This window comes from Cytobacillus massiliigabonensis (assembly GCF_900199725.1).
Lineage (GTDB): Bacteria > Bacillota > Bacilli > Bacillales > Cytobacillaceae > Cytobacillus > Cytobacillus massiliigabonensis.
In genome coordinates this window covers 919,995-940,435 of the sequence record NZ_LT904903.1, presented here as the reverse complement: position 1 = coordinate 940,435, position 20,441 = coordinate 919,995, and the positions used below count along the sequence as shown (strand labels likewise).

Annotated in this window: 16 protein-coding genes and 1 other annotated feature; of the genes, 3 read left to right on the top strand and 13 right to left on the bottom strand. The window is 37.6% G+C overall.

Annotation, left to right across the window (positions count from 1 at the left end; genetic code table 11):
• Window positions 1-38: 38 nt before the first annotated feature.
• Window positions 39-1,073, bottom strand: coding sequence for a TRAP transporter substrate-binding protein (locus tag C1726_RS10595; protein WP_102273109.1), 1,035 nt, complete (start codon window positions 1,071-1,073; stop codon window positions 39-41).
• A gap of 227 nt (window positions 1,074-1,300) precedes the next feature.
• Complete coding sequence (locus C1726_RS10590; protein WP_102273108.1) at window positions 1,301-2,110, bottom strand: DUF2262 domain-containing protein; 810 nt, start codon at window positions 2,108-2,110, stop codon at window positions 1,301-1,303.
• Window positions 2,111-2,320: 210 nt separating this feature from the next.
• Here C1726_RS10590 and C1726_RS10585 point away from each other — a divergent pair, with 210 nt between their 5' ends.
• Window positions 2,321-3,718, top strand: a complete 1,398-nt coding sequence (locus C1726_RS10585) for a trypsin-like peptidase domain-containing protein (RefSeq protein WP_102273107.1) — start codon at window positions 2,321-2,323, stop codon at window positions 3,716-3,718.
• Window positions 3,719-3,806: 88 nt separating this feature from the next.
• Here C1726_RS10585 and C1726_RS10580 read toward each other — a convergent pair whose 3' ends face one another.
• The 3 genes from C1726_RS10580 to C1726_RS10570 all read right to left on the bottom strand — a co-directional run bounded on the left by C1726_RS10580 (window position 3,807) and on the right by C1726_RS10570 (window position 6,907).
• A complete protein-coding gene (locus C1726_RS10580; protein ID WP_102273106.1) occupies window positions 3,807-4,364 on the bottom strand; it encodes a hypothetical protein in 558 nt (185 codons plus the stop codon).
• Between the two features lie 66 nt (window positions 4,365-4,430).
• Window positions 4,431-5,054 carry a class I SAM-dependent methyltransferase gene (locus C1726_RS10575; protein ID WP_102273105.1) on the bottom strand — a complete coding sequence of 208 codons (624 nt, stop codon included), beginning with the start codon at window positions 5,052-5,054 and terminating at the stop codon, window positions 4,431-4,433.
• Between the two features lie 170 nt (window positions 5,055-5,224).
• Window positions 5,225-6,907, bottom strand: a complete 1,683-nt coding sequence (locus C1726_RS10570) for an FAD-dependent oxidoreductase (protein WP_102273104.1) — start codon at window positions 6,905-6,907, stop codon at window positions 5,225-5,227.
• A 226-nt stretch (window positions 6,908-7,133) separates the two neighbouring features.
• On the opposite strand from C1726_RS10570, the gene C1726_RS10565 reads away from it, so the two are divergent.
• Window positions 7,134-7,745, top strand: a complete 612-nt coding sequence (locus C1726_RS10565; protein WP_102273103.1) for a TetR/AcrR family transcriptional regulator — start codon at window positions 7,134-7,136, stop codon at window positions 7,743-7,745.
• Between the two features lie 6 nt (window positions 7,746-7,751).
• On the opposite strand, the gene C1726_RS10560 is transcribed toward C1726_RS10565, so the two are convergent.
• The 5 genes from C1726_RS10560 to C1726_RS10540 form a co-directional block, all read right to left on the bottom strand.
• The gene (locus C1726_RS10560) at window positions 7,752-8,582 is read right to left on the bottom strand and encodes an energy-coupling factor transporter transmembrane component T family protein (protein ID WP_102273102.1); all 831 of its coding nucleotides are present in this window, start codon (window positions 8,580-8,582) and stop codon (window positions 7,752-7,754) included.
• Window positions 8,573-10,285, bottom strand: coding sequence for an ABC transporter ATP-binding protein (locus C1726_RS10555; protein WP_102273101.1), 1,713 nt, complete (start codon window positions 10,283-10,285; stop codon window positions 8,573-8,575). Before C1726_RS10555 ends, C1726_RS10560 begins: the two co-directional genes overlap by 10 nt.
• A 45-nt stretch (window positions 10,286-10,330) precedes the next feature.
• Window positions 10,331-10,897 carry an ECF-type riboflavin transporter substrate-binding protein gene (locus tag C1726_RS10550; RefSeq protein ID WP_407642017.1) on the bottom strand — a complete coding sequence of 189 codons (567 nt, stop codon included), beginning with the start codon at window positions 10,895-10,897 and terminating at the stop codon, window positions 10,331-10,333.
• 23 nt (window positions 10,898-10,920) lie between these two features.
• Complete coding sequence (locus C1726_RS10545; protein ID WP_102273099.1) at window positions 10,921-11,778, bottom strand: SAM hydrolase/SAM-dependent halogenase family protein; 858 nt, start codon at window positions 11,776-11,778, stop codon at window positions 10,921-10,923.
• Window positions 11,779-11,834: 56 nt separating this feature from the next.
• Window positions 11,835-12,107 (bottom strand) — a binding site (T-box leader).
• 148 nt (window positions 12,108-12,255) lie between these two features.
• Window positions 12,256-13,503 (bottom strand): MFS transporter, encoded by a 1,248-nt coding sequence (locus C1726_RS10540; RefSeq protein ID WP_102273098.1) that lies wholly within the window; start codon window positions 13,501-13,503, stop codon window positions 12,256-12,258.
• A 484-nt stretch (window positions 13,504-13,987) separates the two neighbouring features.
• On the opposite strand from C1726_RS10540, the gene C1726_RS10535 reads away from it, so the two are divergent.
• Complete coding sequence (locus C1726_RS10535) at window positions 13,988-15,034, top strand: SDR family oxidoreductase (RefSeq protein ID WP_102273097.1); 1,047 nt, start codon at window positions 13,988-13,990, stop codon at window positions 15,032-15,034.
• A 73-nt stretch (window positions 15,035-15,107) separates the two neighbouring features.
• Here the strand turns inward: C1726_RS10535 and abc-f are convergent, their stop codons facing one another.
• The 3 genes from abc-f to sstT form a co-directional block, all read right to left on the bottom strand.
• Entirely contained in the window at window positions 15,108-17,030 is a 1,923-nt protein-coding gene (gene abc-f / locus C1726_RS10530) for a ribosomal protection-like ABC-F family protein (protein ID WP_102273096.1), read from the bottom strand.
• A 771-nt stretch (window positions 17,031-17,801) separates the two neighbouring features.
• On the bottom strand, window positions 17,802-18,809 hold the full coding sequence (locus C1726_RS10525; RefSeq protein WP_102273095.1) for a Rossmann-fold NAD(P)-binding domain-containing protein: 1,008 nt from the start codon (window positions 18,807-18,809) through the stop codon (window positions 17,802-17,804).
• Between the two features lie 206 nt (window positions 18,810-19,015).
• A complete protein-coding gene (gene sstT / locus C1726_RS10520) occupies window positions 19,016-20,254 on the bottom strand; it encodes a serine/threonine transporter SstT (RefSeq protein WP_102273094.1) in 1,239 nt (412 codons plus the stop codon).
• Between the last annotated feature and the right edge of the window lie 187 nt (window positions 20,255-20,441).

Here is a 20,441-nt window from a genome sequence, read left to right as displayed (position 1 = left end):
GGAAAGGTTTCCTGTGCTCGCCAAGTTTTTCAATAAAATTATTTTGTATTTAAAATGGCGTCGATTTTTTCTTTTCCAAATTCTGATTCATATTTTTCATATACTGGCTGAATAGCATCACGGAAAGGAGCCACATCAACATCTTCAATAATTTCCATTCCTTGCTCTTTGAGAACCTTTAATGAGTCTTCATCAGATTTCTTAATAAGTTCACGAATTTGATCGCCAGATTTTTTCGCCTCTTCACTTAAAATTTCCTGATATTCAGCAGGAAGCTTGTCCCATGTCGTTTTACTGAACATAATAACTGCAGGAGAATACAGATGACCTGTTAATGTCATATATTTTTGGTTTGCATCAAAAAGCTTGTACGTATCTGCAACAACGATTGGATTTTCCTGCCCATCGACTACTCCTTGCTGAAGAGCAGTTAGAGCTTCCGTCCAAGCCATCGGAGTCGGTTTTGCTCCCAGTGCATTAAAGGCATCAAGATGAATCGGATTTTCCTGTGTACGAATTTTAATTCCCTTTAAATCTTCCGGCTTTGTAATTGGGTGCTTCGCATTTGTAATATGGCGGAATCCATTCTCCCCCCATGCAAGCCCGATAATTCCGATGTTCTCCATTCCTTTTAGAAGCTCTTGTCCAATTTCCCCATCCAAAACTTTATAGGCATGTTCCCTTGATTCAAATAAAAATGGCATATCAACAATACCGATTTCTGGATAAAAGTTTACAATGGGTGCAGTTGATGAAACAGACATATCTGCTGTTCCAAGTGTCAAAGCTTCAGTCAACTCGCGTTCTGCACCGAGCTGGCTTAACGGAAATACTTCAATTTTCACTTTTCCGTCTGTCCGCTCTTCCACGTTTTTAGCCATTTCCAGTAATCCAATATGATACGGATGATCTTCTGTCAGCGAATGTCCTGCCTTTAAGGAGAATGTTTCCCCACTTCCCTTTTCACCCGAATCCTTATCTGCCTCTCCCCCAGATTCATTACTTTTGCTGCAGCCAGCTACAATAAACACAAAAGCCGCTAAAGCTACTAACCAAAACCGTTTCTTCTTCATGTAAAAAAGCCCCCTTTTTGTCTATAATTTTTAGAATATTGACATTATAACACCTTCTACGCTTTTATGTACTAAAAATTGTCGATTCATTTTAAAAAATTCTGTCTATTCTACATCTACAGGATAGAGGAACAGAAAACATGTCCTTCGAAAACAAAAAAGAAGCTATTGATTTTATTAGCTTCTTCTAATGAAATAATTTTCCTGACTTAAACCACTTCCTGCATTTAGCCTGCAATTTCAGCGGAAGTAAGATCTCCATGAATGTTTCCACTTACAATGATCGAATGTCCCCAAAACATATCCCCATCAAAAAAGAAAAAATTAAAGTCGCCATCTGAATAAACACTTATGCTATTTAATTCCATCAGATCCATGAACATTTTATTTGTAATTTCGTCTATCTCTGCCTCCTCATTATCCTGAAGCCAATCATTTGCTAATTCTGTCAGTTCTTCTGCAGCATACCTTCTAATTTTCATGTTCCATTCCTCTTGATTTTCGAAAAGTGCATAGGCTGTTTCCAATGCAGCCTTCATCCCGCTCTCATCTGCATCCCAGTCAAAATACAGATTGCCTTCTTCACCAGCCCATAATACTTTCTTTTCAAAAGTCTTCACACTTTTATCAAGTTCAAACTCACCTAATACCTTGTCCATGTAAAAGACTGGCTTCAACGAATCCTGCAGAATCATTTCCAACTCATCATCTTTATATGCTGCCTCTAAAACCTTAACAAGCATCATTGAATGTTCCGACCTTCGCACTAGTAATCTTACAATTGTATTCTTTTTCAAAATATCTTTTGATCGTTCCCATTCTTCATCATTCACTTGCCACTCTAACCGTAACTCTTCTATTTTCGTTTCATTAGATAATACATTTTTCCATGCAATTAATGGAATAGATGCATTCCACAGCTTAGCTCCACCACCTCTTCCTGCTCCGATTCCTGATGCCCCTGTAACGGCTGCAATTTCGGTAACATCTTCAGTGAATCTGCTCTCAAATTTATTCTTTTCGCGCGATAAACTCATCTGAATAACATTCCTTTCACCTATAGTAACTTTTTCATATACTTCACCTAAAATATACCATTTGGATGATTCCCATGTTCCCTAGTTTCTTATAAAATCTTTGTAACGGGACCTTTGAAAATATTTACTTATTAGATTTGTGCCTATGAACTTTTTAAACAGTTCCTCATAATTACATTATACAAAAAATTGGAAACAGGAGAATGATTGATGATCGTTAGAACAAAGCCTTTAAAGGTAAAACTTAAAGCAACAAACAGCCCTCTAGAGGATTTTATGACAATAAATAATAAAGAGTCCGTTACAAAAGAGGTTCTTTTTATAAGATATATTGGTATTCCTGAATCCATTAAACACTACACAGACATGATTCTAAAGATTGATCAGCACATGTCCGCTAAACCTTATTTACGAATACAAGGGCTTGAGAGAATATCAAATAGCAATGATATTAACAGACTAGCAAATGTTTGGGAGAATTGGCAAACAGTGGTTTCCCCTTCAGGAATTAACTCAAATTCTCTTTATCAAGCAAATTTGTGTGCTCCATTAAATAACGATACCCTTGAGTGGACGAAAAAGCTTACCTTTATGCAAGTTCTATCAATGTATACACAAACCCATCCAAATACGAATCCTAGTTTAACGAAGAACTTCGTCATTAAATTTTTACATTGGATGGAAATCTATTTGCCGAAGCTCTTTACTACCACTGGAACATCCCCGAAAGTCATTTTTATCGGGGATATTAAACAGCATGAATTATTATTTTTGTATTTCTTATCCAAGCTTGGCAGTGACATTTGCTATATGAATCCTAAAGAGGATATAATCCATTTGCATCCTGAATTAGAAACGTACTCAACGCTATATAAGTGCAGTACTTTATATTCAGAACCTATTAAGATACCTGATTACTTACCAAAACCTATTGCAGAAATTACGTCCGTGCCCTCTAGACCAAATATAATCTCTCAGCCAAAGATAGCTAATCCTTTAAAACAAATCCAAAACCGAGTGCCGGCAGCAGAAATGAGTTATGAACAGCTGGCTGCCCTATCAAACTCAGTTGTTATGATTAAAGTGTATGATAACGAAAATAAAGTTGTATGCTACGGTTCTGGTGTGGTCATTCACAGTAAAGGGTATATTTTGACGAATTTGCATGTGGTTGAGGGCGGGCATCTTTTTTCAGTGCTCTACGAAAATGAAACGGAAGAATATATGACAGACCATTTCATTAAATATCATCAGCAATTTGACCTTGCCATTATTAAAGTGGATAAACAATGCTCCCCTTTAACTGTTAAGGCAGATGGCGAACTCGTTCGGGGCCAAAAAATTGTAGCCATTGGCAGCCCATTAGGATTATTTAATTCTGTCTCGGATGGGATTGTTTCTGGTTTTAGGGAGATTCATCAGTTATCCATGATTCAATTTACTGCACCGATTTCTAATGGGAGCTCTGGCGGTGCTTTGCTCGATATGTTCGGAAGACTGGTAGGCTTGATCACCGCAGGGTTTGATAGTGGGCAAAATCTAAATTTAGCCGTACCCTCACAAAAAATATACTTATTTGCTCAGAATTTTATTGAACATACGAACTAGCATATTAAAATCCACCGCTTAAACGAAGCGGTGGATTTCCTTTTTCTCAAGCGGGTGCTTTTTTCTTCTATTATAACTTCTTAATTATTTATTTTTTCCGTTTATTAATAAGGAAGATTACTATAATGACAATGACTAAAACGACTCCGCCCCATATAAACAGTTGGCTTCCACTTTGCTTAGCCCTCAAATCAACTTTCTCAGCAGGCGCTCGCCCTTCACCTAATATTTTCAAGTCTTCCTGTGAAAACCTCCATTCATTTGTTCGATCACAAATAGTTGAGACAAATGATTTTCTGCCATACAAAGTGGAATCCTTCGCGTAAACCAAATATTCTTCTCCTTCTTTAAAATCAATTCCACAGTCACCTCCACCTTGACCAGTTGTAATGATTATTTGTGATTGATTTACACCTTTCCAGGTGTTCGTTACTTCAAAAAGAACAGACTTGTACAAATATCCTTTTAAACTTCTTTTCTCCCTTATGTCGGCAACCTTGCCACTGAATACTGCTTTTGAACTTTCAAATTCAGCTTCTACATTGGGCAGTTCTGCACATTTACAAGCACTCGCCATAGATGGAAATGACCCAATTAGTAATAAACTTATGAAAAAGAATGCGAGAAACAGAGTCCCTTTTTTCAATATGAATCACCTCAATCATTCAGATAAGCAGCATGTTCGTTGGAAGACTCGATTTAAATCAAATGTTCACCTGGGGTTTTTAATCGCTATTATTTTTCTATACATCCCATTTAGCATAATCGGGGAATCTGTTTGAATGGATATAATCTTTGCGAAAGGTTTGGACAATGATTCAAATTTTATTCCAATATCCGTTCCGAACACAGAGATAATTGGCCTTGCCAGCTTTTTCAATAAAGACAGTTCCTCGTTCCTCGGGACAAATTTATCAAAAATAATTATTCTCCCCCCAGGTTTAACTACTCGAATCATCTCTTCCATACATTTTTGCGGATTCGGAACAACAGATAGAAGTAAACTTGCTATTACGATGTCATACGTTGCATCAGGAAATGTTAAGTTTTGCGCATCCATTTGCAGAAATGTAATACTCGCATGAGGAAATTTCCCCTTTGCTTTTTCAAGCATCTCACTAGAAAAATCTATAGCTGTTATCTTCATATTATTGTGTGGAACATATACTAAATCCGCACCAGTGCCACAGCCCACAAAGAGAACTTTTTCCCCATTCATAAATTCTATATCCTTAAAGACTTCTTTTCTTGCTTTTAAAAAGATACCCTTATTGAAAAAACGGTCATAAAATGGCGACCAGACTTTATAGATTATTTGATTCCATTTATTATTCATTTTTGAACCCCTCTTATATAGCCTCTCATTTAGTAACCTTATTCTTTGAAAAACAAGGAAATCCTTTATTTTCAGGAGTTCTTATTAAAATAATAATCTTACCCTAACATTTAATAAAAAATGGAGAGCCTGAGCTCCCCATCATGATTGAAAGATTAAGTATATAGCTATCATGCCTCTTTAGGTCTAGCAGCTACAGCAGCCATCTCTGTTGCTGCCACATACCCGAAGACCATCGATGGACCGATTGTTGCACCAGGTCCGGGATACGTTTCTCCCATTACAGAAGCGGCACAATTTCCAGTAGCATATAGTCCTTGTATCGGCTGTCCGTTTTCATGCAGGACCCTCGCCAAATCATCCGTGACTAAACCGCCTTTTGTTCCTATATCTCCAGGATAAATCGGAATCGCATAGAAAGGTGCTTTATCCAATGGAGCTAGGTTAGGATTTTTTAAGGTTGGATCCCCATAGTAGCGGTCATAAGCGCTTTCTCCACGGTTAAAGTCTTGATCATGGCCGTCAACTGCAAATTTATTAAAGCGTTTTATCGTTGCGGCTAGTTTTTCCGGTGGAATGCCAATTTTTTTAGCTAATTCTTCCGGTGTTTGTCCAACCTTTACATACCCTGTTTCGATCCATGTTTTTGGGAATGATTGCCCCGGCATGATACCAAAGACAAGATATCTCTTTTTCACAGTTTGATCTAATATCATCCAAGAAGGGACGGTTGTTGCCTCTGATTGGTTATTCTCATACATTTTATCAACAAACTCATGATACGGGACCGATTCATTTAAATAGCGCTCCCCTTCACTATTTACAATAATCAAACCTGGCGTTGCACGTTCAGCAACTGGCATAAATGCTGGAGAACCAGGTGGAATAGATGTTGGTGTCCCCCACATTTTATCCATTAAATCCAATTTTGCCCCTAATTTGCGGCTTACTTCAATGACATCTCCCGTTTGTCCTTCAGATGATAAAGTCCAATCTGTATTCGAAGGCTGCGGCAAGTATTTTTCGCGGAGTTTGCGATTGTGTGAAAAGCCTCCAGAGGCAAAAATAACCCCATATCTTGCTTCAATATTCACTTTCTTTCCCTTTTGTTCAACGACAATACCAGACACACGATTATTTTCAAAGACAAGATCATGAAAAGGCGTCGACAGCCAAACTTCCCCGCCAGCTTCCTTCAAAGAAGCATATAACCGCGCAACAAGCGCCTCTCCAAGAGTGGTAGGATTATATGAACTAAGCTTCGTACGAATAAGGCGCATGCCTACTTTCAATGAAGTCTTTTTGCCAATCCATGTCCTTGTTATCATATTTACTTTATGAAATTCGCTAGACTTCAGTACCATCCCTTTCGTTGGCAGTCCAGCTTTTCGCAGATTCTTTTCATCTTCCCCTAGTTTATTGAGATCAAATAGCTGTGCTTCCATTGCACGCCCGTTTGGTTTTCCGCCAGGAAGCTCAGGGTAATAATCAGAATATCCAGGGGTATATTCCCATCTGACATGTTCCGTATTTTCGTGGAGGTATTTTATCATCTCCGGTCCTCTTAGCAGGTAAGCATCCTTTAAGTATTTCGGTACGCGATTACCAATCGTTGCATCCATATAAGCACTTGCCAGCTCATAGGAATCTCCTACCCCGGCCTCTTCAAGATAAAAGTTATTTGGCACCCATACCGTGCCGCCTGATTTAGACGTAGAACCGCCATAAAGCTCAGTCTTTTCTACAACTATCGCAGAAAGTCCCCGCAATCTAGCCGTTAATGCTGCCGTCAGCCCTCCTGCTCCTGAGCCAACGACGACAACATCATAACTGGAATCCCATTGTTTACTCATTGTTCAATCCTCCCCTACAAGTTTATCCAAGTTTAATCATAATATGGTATAATACAATTCTAAAAAGAGGGAAAATTCAATTAATTATAAGTGCTATAGATCCCCTTTTTACTACTATAATGTTCTTTAGTCAAGTGAATCAATCAGTAAAATTCTATCAATTGTATAGATAAACGACAGATGTTATAAATGTGTTTAAAAAAAGTAGAGAGGGCTGAATGACAACATGGATAAAAATGTGGACAGAAGAGTGCGGAGGACGAAAACACAATTAAAACAAGCCTTTATCAAATTAATGGGGGAAAAAAACTATGACCAAATTACCGTAACGGACATTGTCAATCAAGCGGATTATAATCGGGCTACCTTCTACCGGCATTATAATTTTAAAGAAGAACTAGCAGAGGAAATCATCTCTGACAAAACGATGGAGCTTATTGAAACATTTAAATATCCCTACAAAAAGAAAAGTCTCATACACCTAAATTCCCTATCTCCTTCAGACATCATTGTTTTTGACTATATTATGGAAAATAAGGATTTCTACAAGCTTTGGGGAAAATTTGAATCCATCCCTCGATTTGAGGAATCATTTTTACAATCCATTGCAAGGTTTTATAAAAAGGAGATTATTTTATTAACTCCCAATGATTCAGAATTAGATGATGATCTTTATACATCTTTCTATGCCAATGGCATTTTAGGAATGATTATGGACTGGATAAAAAAAGGGCTGGAACCAGACCCCGGCTATATGGCCAAGCAGCTTATAAAAATATTAAATTACTATCCAGCAGAATCATTTATAGGAAACAGGGAGACTGGTGTTCTCCCTTAATATATCCTATTCAAACGGATTATAAAAACGGCTTCCATCATGAAACGTCACAGCCATCCCAGCCACAAAAATGATTCCAAATGCTGCTAGTGTAATATAATCTCTTGTCTGAAAGGGGCGAGCGCTATACCAGGTCCTCTTGTTATTTTTTCCAAACCCGCGCAGTTCCATTGCATTGCTAATTGTCTCAATCTTATCTAGGCTCGATAAAATAAGCGGAAATATAATAGATGCCGCATTTTTTATACGGATTGGCAATTTTTCTTTATTGGACATATCAATCCCGCGAGCTTGCTGTGAAACAGCAATGGTTCGAAAATCTCGCTGAACATCAGGGATATAGCGAAGAGCCAGGGCAACAGCATAAGAAATTCGATAGCTTACCCCAATTTTATTCAATGATGCTGCAAATTCACTCGGATGAGTCGTTACAATAAAGAGCAATGCAACTGGGATGACAGCAAAATACTTTAACGTCACATTACTTTGGTAAAATATTTGTTCCAATGTAACATTATATCTCCCTGCTACCTCAATTAAGACATGACTGCTTCCATAGATTTTCACTCCCTCCTGAGGAGAGAAGAGGTAAATAGCGATATTATTGATGAACAAAAAGAACAAAATAAATAGAAGAACAAATGAAACTTCAGATACTTTTATCTTTGAAACAATGAAAATGACAATACTTAAGACAAAAAGAAAGGCAAGTATACGAGTATCATACGTCAGCATAGCAGCAGATGACCATACAATAAAACAAATAAGCTTTGTAACGCCAGTTAGCTGATGAATAGGAGATATTCGGTCAATATACGATAGCATCTCTACTGCCATTGCTTTCTAACCTCCCTATCATATGCAATAAAATGTTCAACAAATTCCTTTGGTTCCTTTATTCCCAATCGTTTCGCCAGTACTAGCAAAGAGGTTTCCTTTAAATTCGCCTGACGGATAATCTCTGAATCTGTCAGTATCACTGATGGTGTATCATCAGCAATGATCTTTCCCTTATCCATTACGATCGCACGTGTCGTATATTCAAGCATTAAATGCATATCATGTGTGATCAGCAAGATCGTCATTCCTTGGCGATTTAAATCTGCCAAAAAGTCCATCATTTCCGTATAATGCCGCAAATCCTGTCCAGCTGTCGGCTCGTCCAATATCATGATCTCAGGCTCAAGCACGAATATCGCTGCAATGGTTACCCGTTTCTTTTGTCCAAAGCTTAATGCTGATATTGGCCAATTTCTGTATGGATACAAACCGCAAACTTTAAGGGCTTCCTCCACTTTCTTTTTTGCCTCATTCTCAGGGACACCGCGAATAACTAGACCTAATGCTACCTCTTCAAAAACGAGATGCTTGGAAATCATATGGTTCGGGTTTTGCATGACCATTCCAATCCTTAGTGACCGTTCCTTAATCGTATCACCCGTTATGTCTTGTTCATTCAATAAGATCCTCCCTGAGCGAGGTTTTTCAAATCCGCATATGATCTTTGATAAAGTTGACTTTCCTGCTCCATTTTTGCCAACAATGCTTACCATTTGACCTTTCTCAACAGATAAAGAAATTCCCCGGATTGTTTCATGACGGGGTGCATAACTAAAAGATATATCTCTCAATTCCAAAATAGGTGATTTTCTTTCCTTTGGCATCGCTTGATTCCCGGTACGAACCCAGTCCAGAAGTTTATCTTTGCAGTTTTCTATGGAAAATGAGTGCAGCTGTGAAGGCTTCATGTCCTCCGTCACTTCACATCCTGCATATTTAGCCGCCTTAACATATAATGGCTCGCGAATATGGCTAGCTTCCAAAATTGGACTAGATAATAGCTTATCTGGACACATATCTGCAGCAACACGACCATCATCCACAACAATTATCCGGTCAACATGACGATGCAGCACATCCTCTAAGCGATGTTCAACAATAACGATTGTCGTATTCGTTTCTTGATGAATTCGATCAATCAATTCAATAGCATATTTGCCAGTCGCAGGATCAAGGTTTGCAAGAGGTTCGTCAAATAAAATAATCTCAACCTTATCTACCATCACTCCTGCAATTGATACTCTCTGTTTTTGCCCACCGGATAAATGGTGTATAGAAGATGTCAGATATTCATTCATCTCCACCATTTTGGCTGTCTCCTCAACAAGGTTCTTCATCTTTCCTTGTTCCGTACAGTCATTTTCCAATGAAAAGGCAATGTCCTCTCCTACAGTAAGTCCAATAAATTGTCCATCAGGATCTTGCAAAACAGTGCCGACGATTTTCGAACGTGAAAAAATATCTAAACTGTGTGCATCTTTTCCCATAATCTTTAGGCTTCCAGTCACTTCACCTTTATAAGAAAAGGGAACAAGCCCGTTGATGCAATGACCAATCGTGCTTTTCCCCGACCCAGAAGATCCTACGATTAATACCTTTTCACCTTCGTATACAGTAATATTTATGTTATGAAGGGTTGGTGCTGCCTGACTATGGTACTTAAAACAATAGTTGTTAAATTCAATGACTTTCTTTTTCATTTTTTTCTCCTAGCCACTCTTTTTTAGCATTAGCAAATAATAAATCTATAATTCTCTAGTCAAACTATTGCTTCGACTGCGTGTTTTTGCATAACCCAATAATAATAATGTTCCGATCACTCCGACTGTTACCATATTTGATACACCTGCAAAAAGACCTTGCATGAAAACTTTGTTCGCTGGCTCCGCATAGATTAAAATATCCAATGCCGGTGCAAGTAAAAACCATCCAATACCTTGAGCGATCACCTGAACAATATTAAAGGTAATGATCTTTTTTGTATTAAAAACCCCTGATTCAATATCAATTTTCTTAGCCGCAAAACCAATTAATAGTCCAACAATCATTGATACGGCCACCCAGCTCCACCAAACAGAACCATACGATATCGCATCATTAAGCGCGTGCCCGATTAAGCCAATTAATCCGCCTGCAATCGGTCCAAAAACAACAGCCATTAATGCTAAAAATGCATATGATGTTTGAATCGACGTATTTGGTACCGGTGACGGAATGGCTGCAAATTTTGCCAGAATAATAAAAACTGCTGCTCCTATTCCAATCGCCACAATTGTTCTAATAGATAACGGATTTCTTTTCAACACCCACATCCCCTTTATAGTTTAATTAATAGCTAATTATATGCAATATTCGAAACTTTTTGTATAGAAATTTTCCAATTCGCACCTGATTGAACATGATAAGCCTTTGCAAAAGATCCTTGATTCAATGCAACGCCTATTTTATCGAGTGAATTAACATAAAGCAGCGGTTCACCTAAATGACTATCCGCAAATGATCTTCCAAATGTCATAATATTTTTATACACTTGACGTGTTTCATTCTCGATCTTTACTTCGAAAGAATCACCATATTCAATTTCCAATAGCTTAAATAGCTCTCGGTCAATATTCGTCCAAAGATTCCCGAATCGAATATCAAGAATATCAATGTTCCCCGTAATTTTCCTGTTATTCAAGCCTGCTTCAGTCAATGGCAGCTCAATAATAGAGCCGACATCAATCTCAGGACCTACTTGTTCAAAAGGAATGATCCCTGATGAGAGCCTGGCACCAGTAAAAGCATACACATCCCGGCCATGGAATGTATAAGACTCCCCGGACTTTGGCAGACGATTTACATTTTCGTCAATGACTCTAGCCTCTACTATGCCAATGTGCTTCTTTATCTGTGTAAGTGTCCCATTGTCAGGCGTAACGATGTATTGATTTGTTTCCGTTTTTGCAACAATACTTCTTCGCTCAGACCCCACCCCCGGGTCAACAACAGATACAAATACTGTACCTTCAGGCCAATAAGAGATGGTTTGATATAAGCGATAGGCTCCTTCCCAAATATTATACTGAGGAATATCATGAGTGAGATCAAACACTCGAACGGAAGGATCTACTGACAATGCAACACCATACATCGCGCTTACTGCACCATCGCCCGTACCAAAATCTGATTGTAATACTAAAAAATTATTCATGTTAGCTCCTCCATTCATCTTTTTTGAAAATAAAAAACCACGTCAATATCCAATTGGATAAGGACGTGGTTTATTCACGCGGTACCACCTTACTTTACTGTTTGCTCACACATAACAGCCTTAACTAGTGCTCGGGCATAACTATCACCCTAAATACTGTGGTATGGATAACGAGTACCAAATCTCGCCGGAACCTACTCATACCTCTCGATACTTTCAGCACGGAACTCAGAGGCCATTGTTCAGATCAGCATTTTTGCTTCTTTTCAGCTACCGAAGCTCTCTGTGTAAAATAGCGTAACCCTACTTTTTCTCTTCATCGTTTTTAGTTGTTTTCATAATAATTAAATAATTTGAAATTTATTATTTTTGATTATAATTGATGCTTTTATATTGTGCAAGTGATTTTAAAATATACTGGCTAAATGAATGATAATTTAAAACGTCTCTACCATAAAGTAGAGACGTTATTATCACTTACTGCTGTGATTGTGATGCAGGCTTGCCTGCTTCTATTAGAATTTTGCTTCGCCCTAAAAAAATCGCAAGTATAGTCATGAATACGCCCGTTCCTATTAGCAGCCATTCGATTTTAATAAAGTCCGCGATTGGACCGAATATAAGCATTCCAAGCGGCATCATTGAGGTTGAGATCATTCCCATTACCCCAAAAACTCTGCCTAAATAATCCTCTTCTATTTTCTCCTGCAGCAAAACAGTAGCTGGAGTATTAAAAATTGGCATAGCCACGCCAAACAGAGCCATGAAAACTAAATAAATCCAAAAGCCAGGTACGATCCCAAGTGCAAATGTACATACTCCCATTATCACACTTGCAAACCCCATTGTCTTCACTTTGTTTGAAAATCCTCCCCAGGAAGCGATCACTCCGCCGCCCACCATCATCCCAATGGAGAAGGCAATTTCAATCGCAGTCAGCCGCCATACGTCATCTCCAAAGCTGCGTGTCACCTGCAGTGGTGTGAGAAAGGCTGCAGGTGCCATCAGTACAAAAAAGACAGCAAAGAAGAGGAAAAATTTCTTCAGAAAATCATGCTTATTTACATATTGTAAACCTTCTTTAAAGTCACTGAAGTAACTCGTTGTTTGTTTCTCTGCTGCTTTCTCATGCACAGATATTTTTAAAAAGGCAAGAAGTGTGACAATCGCGATAGCTGCAGTTATGACATCAATAAAAAATATGATTTCAATTGATGCCATTCCTAATAAGGCTGCGCTCACCATCGGAGATACAAACATGATCACCGCTTGAATACTGCCATTTGCTCCGTTCACCTTTGTCAGTTTATCCTTTGGAACAATCTGAGGTAAAATTGCCCCAACAGCAGGCGTTTGAATGCCTGTTCCAAGAGCACGAATTGCTGCCATTACAAAAAGCAGCCAAATTGCGTCATATCCCATTAAAAAGAGAATAGCAAGAATGAATGTTGACAATGCAATAAGACCATCCGCTAATATAATCAGCATTTTTCGATTATATCGATCCGCCCAAACCCCAGCAACTGGGGATAAAAGAAACGTTGGTATAAAACCGCAAATAATATACAGCGTCATCATCATCCCTGATTCAGTCTCTAAAGTGATATACCACATAATGGCGTATTGAACTAATGATGACCCAAATAGTGAAATCGTTTGGCTAGTTAAAAAGAGAATGATATTCCTTAACCAATTCTCCTTCGTATGATTACTTTTTTTGTTCATTGATTAACAACCCATTTCCTATAAAATTTTTCAAATAAATGCTTCACCTACATCCATAAGATTGTACCGCTCTAATTATGACAATAACTTTTTTAAGACAACAAAAAAGAGGGCAGACTCATCCCCTCTTTTTTAAATAACCGTTTAATATAGGTTTCCTTAAAAATAGACAGACCAATCCCGTTGCTCTGAACATAGGCAGAGCGATCAAGCGTATTCAATTAACGAATGATAACTGGGAATCTCAATCTCATTGATGCTGTCAAAAGGAAAACCTCCATTTCATTTATAAGTGTTTTTATCATAACAAAAGTGCCTCTCTGATACAAATACTTTTTTACCTGCTCTAAGCCATTCATTATTAAACATTATTTTTAATTAAAGGGATAAAAATTTTTCCCTCCTCATATCTTTCTGCGAAGGAATATCGTTATATTAGTGAATAAGTCAATTTTCTTAAAAATAAACTGGGCGGAGGAGAAAAATGAAGATTCTTATATTAGGAGGCACTCGTTTTTTAGGAAGAGCTTTAGTAGACGAAGCAATAGCAAGAGGGCATGAAGTAACCTTATTTAATCGCGGTAGTAATAAAGAAATGTTCCCACAGGTTGAACAAGTAATCGGTGATAGAAATAGTGATGCAGCACTGCTGAAAGGAAGAAAATGGGATGTATTAATAGATACATGCGGCTTTGCTCCTCATCAAATAAGAAAAGCTGCAGAGGCTCTGGGGGATAACATCGAGCATTATACATTTATCTCAAGCATATCTGTCTATAAAGATTGGATTCCACTTAATATTGCGGAAGACTATCCATTACTACCCATGCTGCCGGAGGATAAATTAGCTGATGTCGAAGCAGGCAAACTCTCTCCTTACGAATATTACGGAGAGCTGAAAGCATTATGTGAAGCAGAAGCAGAGAAACATTGGCCTGGCAGCGTGCTGCATGTTAGGGCAGGTCTGCTTGTTGGCCCATTTGATTATTCGGATCGTCTTCCATATTGGGTTCAGCGTGTTGCAAGAGGTGAAAAAGTTTTGGTGCCCGGACGCTCATCCCGCCCTGTTCAACTGATTGATATTAAAGACATAGCGTCATGGGTGCTTACTATGGCGGAGAAGAGAACAGCAGGTACATTCAATGTAACTGGTCCTAAGAATATTTTGACTATAGAAGAACTTTTGAACACATGTAAAGCTATTTCTAATAGCAATGCCGAATTTGTATGGGCAGAAGAGCCATTTTTATTGAAGCACAAAGTGCTGCCGTGGACGGAGATGCCTCTATGGATCCCTGAAAGCTCCCCATTAGAAGGGGAAGCAAAACCGTGGAAAGGTGCATTTTCTTTCAATATTGAAAAAGCTGTTCATGCCGGGCTTTCCTTTCGCCCTCTGGAAGATACGATTTACGATATCTATCAATGGGAGAATGCAAGGACTAACGATGAACGAAAAGCAGGAATATCACTAGCAAAAGAACAGGAGCTGCTTGAGCTTTGGTTACAAGAAGTTAAAAAGGGGATCATTTGAAAAGATTAAAAACCTATGAGGAAAAATTGGAGCATGTCCCCTTAAAGATGCGGGTACATGCACCAATGCTATGTTAATCATTTATCCACAATTCCATTACAGCATCCAGTTCCTTATTTAACTCAAGCTTCCTTTCATACAGCTTATTTAACTGCTCGTAACCCATCGGATCAGCTGACATGGTTAAATCAAGCTCCATTATTTCTTGTTCCAGGCATTCTATCTTTGCCAGAGCCTTAGCTTTTGCTGCATCCTTCTTAGGGTTTTCTGCAAGATTCGTTTGTTTTTTTACTTTCTCTCTTTTTACAATAGTCTCTTTCTTCTCTTGAAAGCTTTCATTTTCTTTCTCCGCTTTAAAATGATCATAATTTCCAGAATAGCTTTTTAATGAGTGATCCTCTAAAGCAATCACTCGTTCACAAATTTTATTAATAAAGTACCGGTCATGGGAGATAAAGAAAATGGTGCCATTAAAGTCTTCCAGTGCCTCTTCAAGGGTTTCAATAGAATCGATATCTAGATGATTTGTAGGCTCGTCAAGTATTAATAAATTTATATCTTGAAATAATAGCATAGCCAGCTTTAGTCTAATTCTCTCTCCCCCAGATAAGTGTTTTACTTTTTTAAAGACACTGCTTTTATAAAACATGAACTTAGAAAGATATTCACGTGCCTTGCCTATGTCTATTGAAATATTCTCCCTAAAGGCTTCTAACAACGTATGCTCTTCATTATTAAAAATGATTTTCTGGGGCAGATAGGCACTCATCACATTTGCCCCTAGTTCAATGACTCCATCATCTGGCTGCTCTTCACCTAGCAGCATCTTTAGGAAAGTCGTTTTCCCGCTGCCATTCGGTCCAATGAGGCACACTCTTTCCCCAAAGGTAATGAGTAAATCAGCTTCCTTAAAAAGCATTATTTCTTTATAGCATTTAGTAAGTCCGATTGCCTTAATGGTTTCATTTCCTGACCGAACAGCAGCATTCAGGCCCAATTTCATATGACGCCTTTCAAAAAGTGGCTTTTCGATTCTCTCCATCTTATCCAGCTTCTTTTGGATACTGGCAGCTCTGCGAAAAAACTTGTTATTATCAGCCCTCATTGCCCAGTCTCTCAGATTCAAAACAGTCTTTTCCATGCTATTAATCTTTTTTTGCTGCTCTCTAAAATGCTCATATTGAATCCGCATATTTTCTTCTTTTTGATTAACAAAGGAAGAATAATTGCCTTTATAGCATTTTGACTCCATATCCTCTATTTCTACGATTTTAGTAACTACATTGTCTAAAAAATACCGGTCATGGGAAACGATTAAGACAATTCCCTTGTAGTCTTTTAAATAGCCTTCTAGCCATTCAACGGAGTCCATATCCAAATGATTCGTAGGCTCATCCAGAAGCATTATATCCGGATGATGAATCAGGAGCTTTCCAAGGACGACCGTCGTCTTTTCCCCTCCGCTTAATAAATCAAACTCCCTATTTAAAAAGCTCTCATCAAACTGTAGACCTGTACAAACCTTGCTTACTTTTTCTTCCCGTTCATATCCGCCTTTGACTTCAAATAATTGTACAAGGTCACTGTATTTCTTTAAGGTTTTTTCCAACGGTTCTTCTTTCAAAATCTTCATTTGCTCTTCTAATTCGCGCATTTGCTTCTCAATTTGGTCAATTTCCTCAAAGGCCAGGTTTAATACATCGATCACTTTTAAGCCTTCTGGAAAATTTGGCATTTGATCAAGATAAGCACTCGTTGCTCCTCTTGGCAATTGAATCAGACCTTCATCATATCCTGGGCTGGAGGTTTGCGGGTAACCTGGGTAGTAATTCATCGGCTCTTTTCCTGCAATTAATTTAAGAACCGTACTCTTTCCACATCCATTTGCTCCTATAATTCCAACCTTTTCCCCTTCATAAGCTTCGAAGGTAATATTTTTCACTACAAGCGTTGCTTCCATAAACTTTTTCACGCTATTTAATTTCAGTTCTAACATCATATTTCCTTCTTTCATCCATAATGTATGTTATGCCTTTTATGGATAGCCAAAGAAGTGCACTGTACTATTTATTATATAAATAAAGACCCTGTTATAACTGATTTTGCTGTATATGAGAAAATAAGCGGAAGAATTCCGGTTATTTTGGGAAATAGCTATATTTCCTTAAAAATAAAGGGAGTTTTTCCGGTTATCGTATTCAAATCTTTGGATTTTGTCTTAATTTGAGTATTTAAACGGAATATCTCCGCTTATTTCTGCTTCTTAAGCTTCCTTTCTTTAAATAGCCGGAAATTCTCCGCTTATAAATTCTCATACATACTCGAAAATCAACAATGAAAAAATAACAGAGCCTAAATAAAAAAAGACCATAAGAAGATCATTCTTCTTACAGTCTAATATTCATAGAAAATAATTTACGTAAAAAAATTCTGCATACATTCAGGTGCAAGAAAGCACATTCCTATGCATCTAATTTGCACCAGCTAGATTGTATACTGACAGAATAAATTATTATCTCGATTAGCAGTAAAGTAAGTACGTACCTTCTAAAATTGCCGTGATTCCATAAAGAGCATAACAAATAAACCTAACTCAGCTAGGTAAATGTCACTCCACTATAAAATCTGTATTAATTTAAAAAATAAATTAAAATTAGCAATTAGTTGGTTCCATATACTTACTTTCCTCCCTTCGAAATTTTCTTTATTATCCCATTTTTCACTCTCCTTGTAAATAACTGATTTCTTTCTATCATTTAATCCATGCTTACTTTTTTCCAATAAGAATACTTTCCAGTCTTTGAAGCTTCTTTTTCAGTTCCGGATGAATTTGATTCTCTTCTTCTAGTATGAAAGAATCTCCCTCAGTATCTTTGAACAATTCATGAATACCCTTTAGCTGATTCATTTGCTCAACTGTAGGGGGATTTATCACCATTTGGTTAAGTAAATCATATACACTGCTTAAAGAAACATTAAGCTCTGGATTTAATTCACTGACTGTATCAAACAATCGCTGTGCATTTCCAATATCAGCAACAATTGGGTCAATGATGGCAGCCCGATCATTGAGTTCCTGAAGTTTATTTTCGCTAGCTTCTAAAGCTTTCAAAGTTTTATCTGTAAATGCTTGCTTCATTATTTCGTAAGCGTCATTAAAAAAGGCGTAGGAAGCATGCTGGTTATACTGTTGCAACGGATTCTCTCTCTTATACAAAGTTTCTTTTACAAATCCTTTAGCTTCATCATCATAGGTAAATTTGTAAACAGCTTTGTCAGAATGCCACATCTCTAGCATCACAATACTCTTTTTGACATCAAAGGCTGCCGTACTAAAATCGATTGATCCTAATTGAACATAATTGTCATAAAGCGGATAGGTTTTCTCGCCGTCTTTTACTGCCAGCAGCCAAGTCTGTCCATCATCCCATGCAAACAAACCATTTTCCATTCTCTCTGCATTCACATACAGTTGAATCATTTCATCTTCTCCGTCCATATCAATATCAAAAGCTGCTTCCTTATAAATGGAACGCGGATATTTTTCAATTTCCCTTGTAAGAATAATAGCATCACCAAAGAGCGTCGCTTCCTCAAGTGCTTTTTCTTGTTCTTTCACCGTATTTTTCAGGGTTTTATTTTCGTGTGAAAGCAGTTCATTTTTCTTTTTTAATTCACTTACTTCACTAGATTTACTTGCAGCAGTTTGATTCGTGCAGCCTGCAACCATCCCAGCAATAACCATAAATACGATATTCAATAAATATCTCTTCACCTTTCCTTCCTCCTTTTACTGAAATAACAACTTCTATCCATTCAGCAAATTTATATATTTATCCTAACATAATTTATTTGAATATTATAAAATAACAGATAATTATAATGTTTGACTTTACATTTTTTGTCCATAAAAAAAACTGTACCACTTATATTAGCCACTGCTAACTACAAGGGTACAGTTTTCTTATAAAGGACTGCGCTTTATGCTGCTTTTTTTATCTCAACTTTTTTTCCTTTTTTACGCCATTCTTTATATTCAGCTGATGCTGTGAAAAGAACGTCAGTAGAAGAATTAAGCGCTGTTTCAAATGAATCTTGCAGCACACCGATAATAAATCCTACTCCGACAACCTGCATAGCCACATCACCTGGGATTCCAAACAAGCTGCACGCTAGAGGAATCAATAATAACGATCCGCCTGCGACACCTGATGCGCCACAAGCACATACGGCTGACAGAACACTAAGGATGATCGCTGTAGGAAGATCGACTGAAATTCCAAGCGTATGAACCGCTGCAAGTGTTAAAACAGAAATCGTAACAGCCGCACCAGCCATATTGATCGTTGCACCTAATGGAATGGAAACAGAATAGCTATCTTTATTTAAACCAAGATCTTCACATAATTTCATATTTACCGGAATGTTTGCAGCCGAGCTGCGTGTAAAAAATGCTGTAACTCCGCTTTCCTTTAAGCACTTAAATACAAGCGGATATGGATTTTGCTTAATAAATGTAAATACAATGATTGGATTAACAACTAATGCAACAAATAGCATACAGCCAATTAATACAGCTAGCAGTTTCCCATAGCCAAGTAATGCATCCAATCCATTTGTTGTAATAGACTCAAACACAAGGCCCATAATTCCTAATGGTGCAAGCTTGATCACCCATGTAACCACTTTAGAAACAGCATCTGAAAAATTACCAATTAATGTTTTTGTTGAATCTGCGGCATTTTTCAAAGCTACCCCAAAAAGAATTGCCCAAGCCAATATCCCAATATAGTTCGCATTAACAATAGCATTTACTGGATTATCAACAATGTTTAGCAATAATGTTTTTAAAACCTCTACAACACCGCTTGGTGGCGTTACTCCCTCTGCCCCTTTAACAAGCGTTAAGCTTACCGGGAAAACAAAGCTAACAATAACAGCAATTAATCCAGCTAAAAAAGTTCCTAAAAGATAAAGAATAATAACGGATTTCATATTCGTTTTCTTGCCGCTTTTGTGCTGAGCAATTGCTGACATGACCAAAAAGAGTACAAGCACAGGTGCAATCGCCTTCAAAGCACCTACAAATAAAGAGCCAAAAATAGCAACCGGTTTTGCTGCTTCTGGGATCGCTAAAGCAAGAATAATACCGATTATTAAGCCAATAATGATTTGTTTTACTAGGCTCACTTGATTCCACTTTTTCAATAAGCTTTTCATAGATGTTCCCCCTTAGTAAACATTGCGATAATGTCTTTGTTTTTAATAGAATTTTTCATCAAATAAAATATTATGAGTAAATAGATAGCTGCTATACAATCGCTTTAAGTTATAGAGGTCTATCTAAAAGTTCTGCTTACTGTAATCATACAGATTTCTGGGATTATTCACTCTTTATATTATTGGA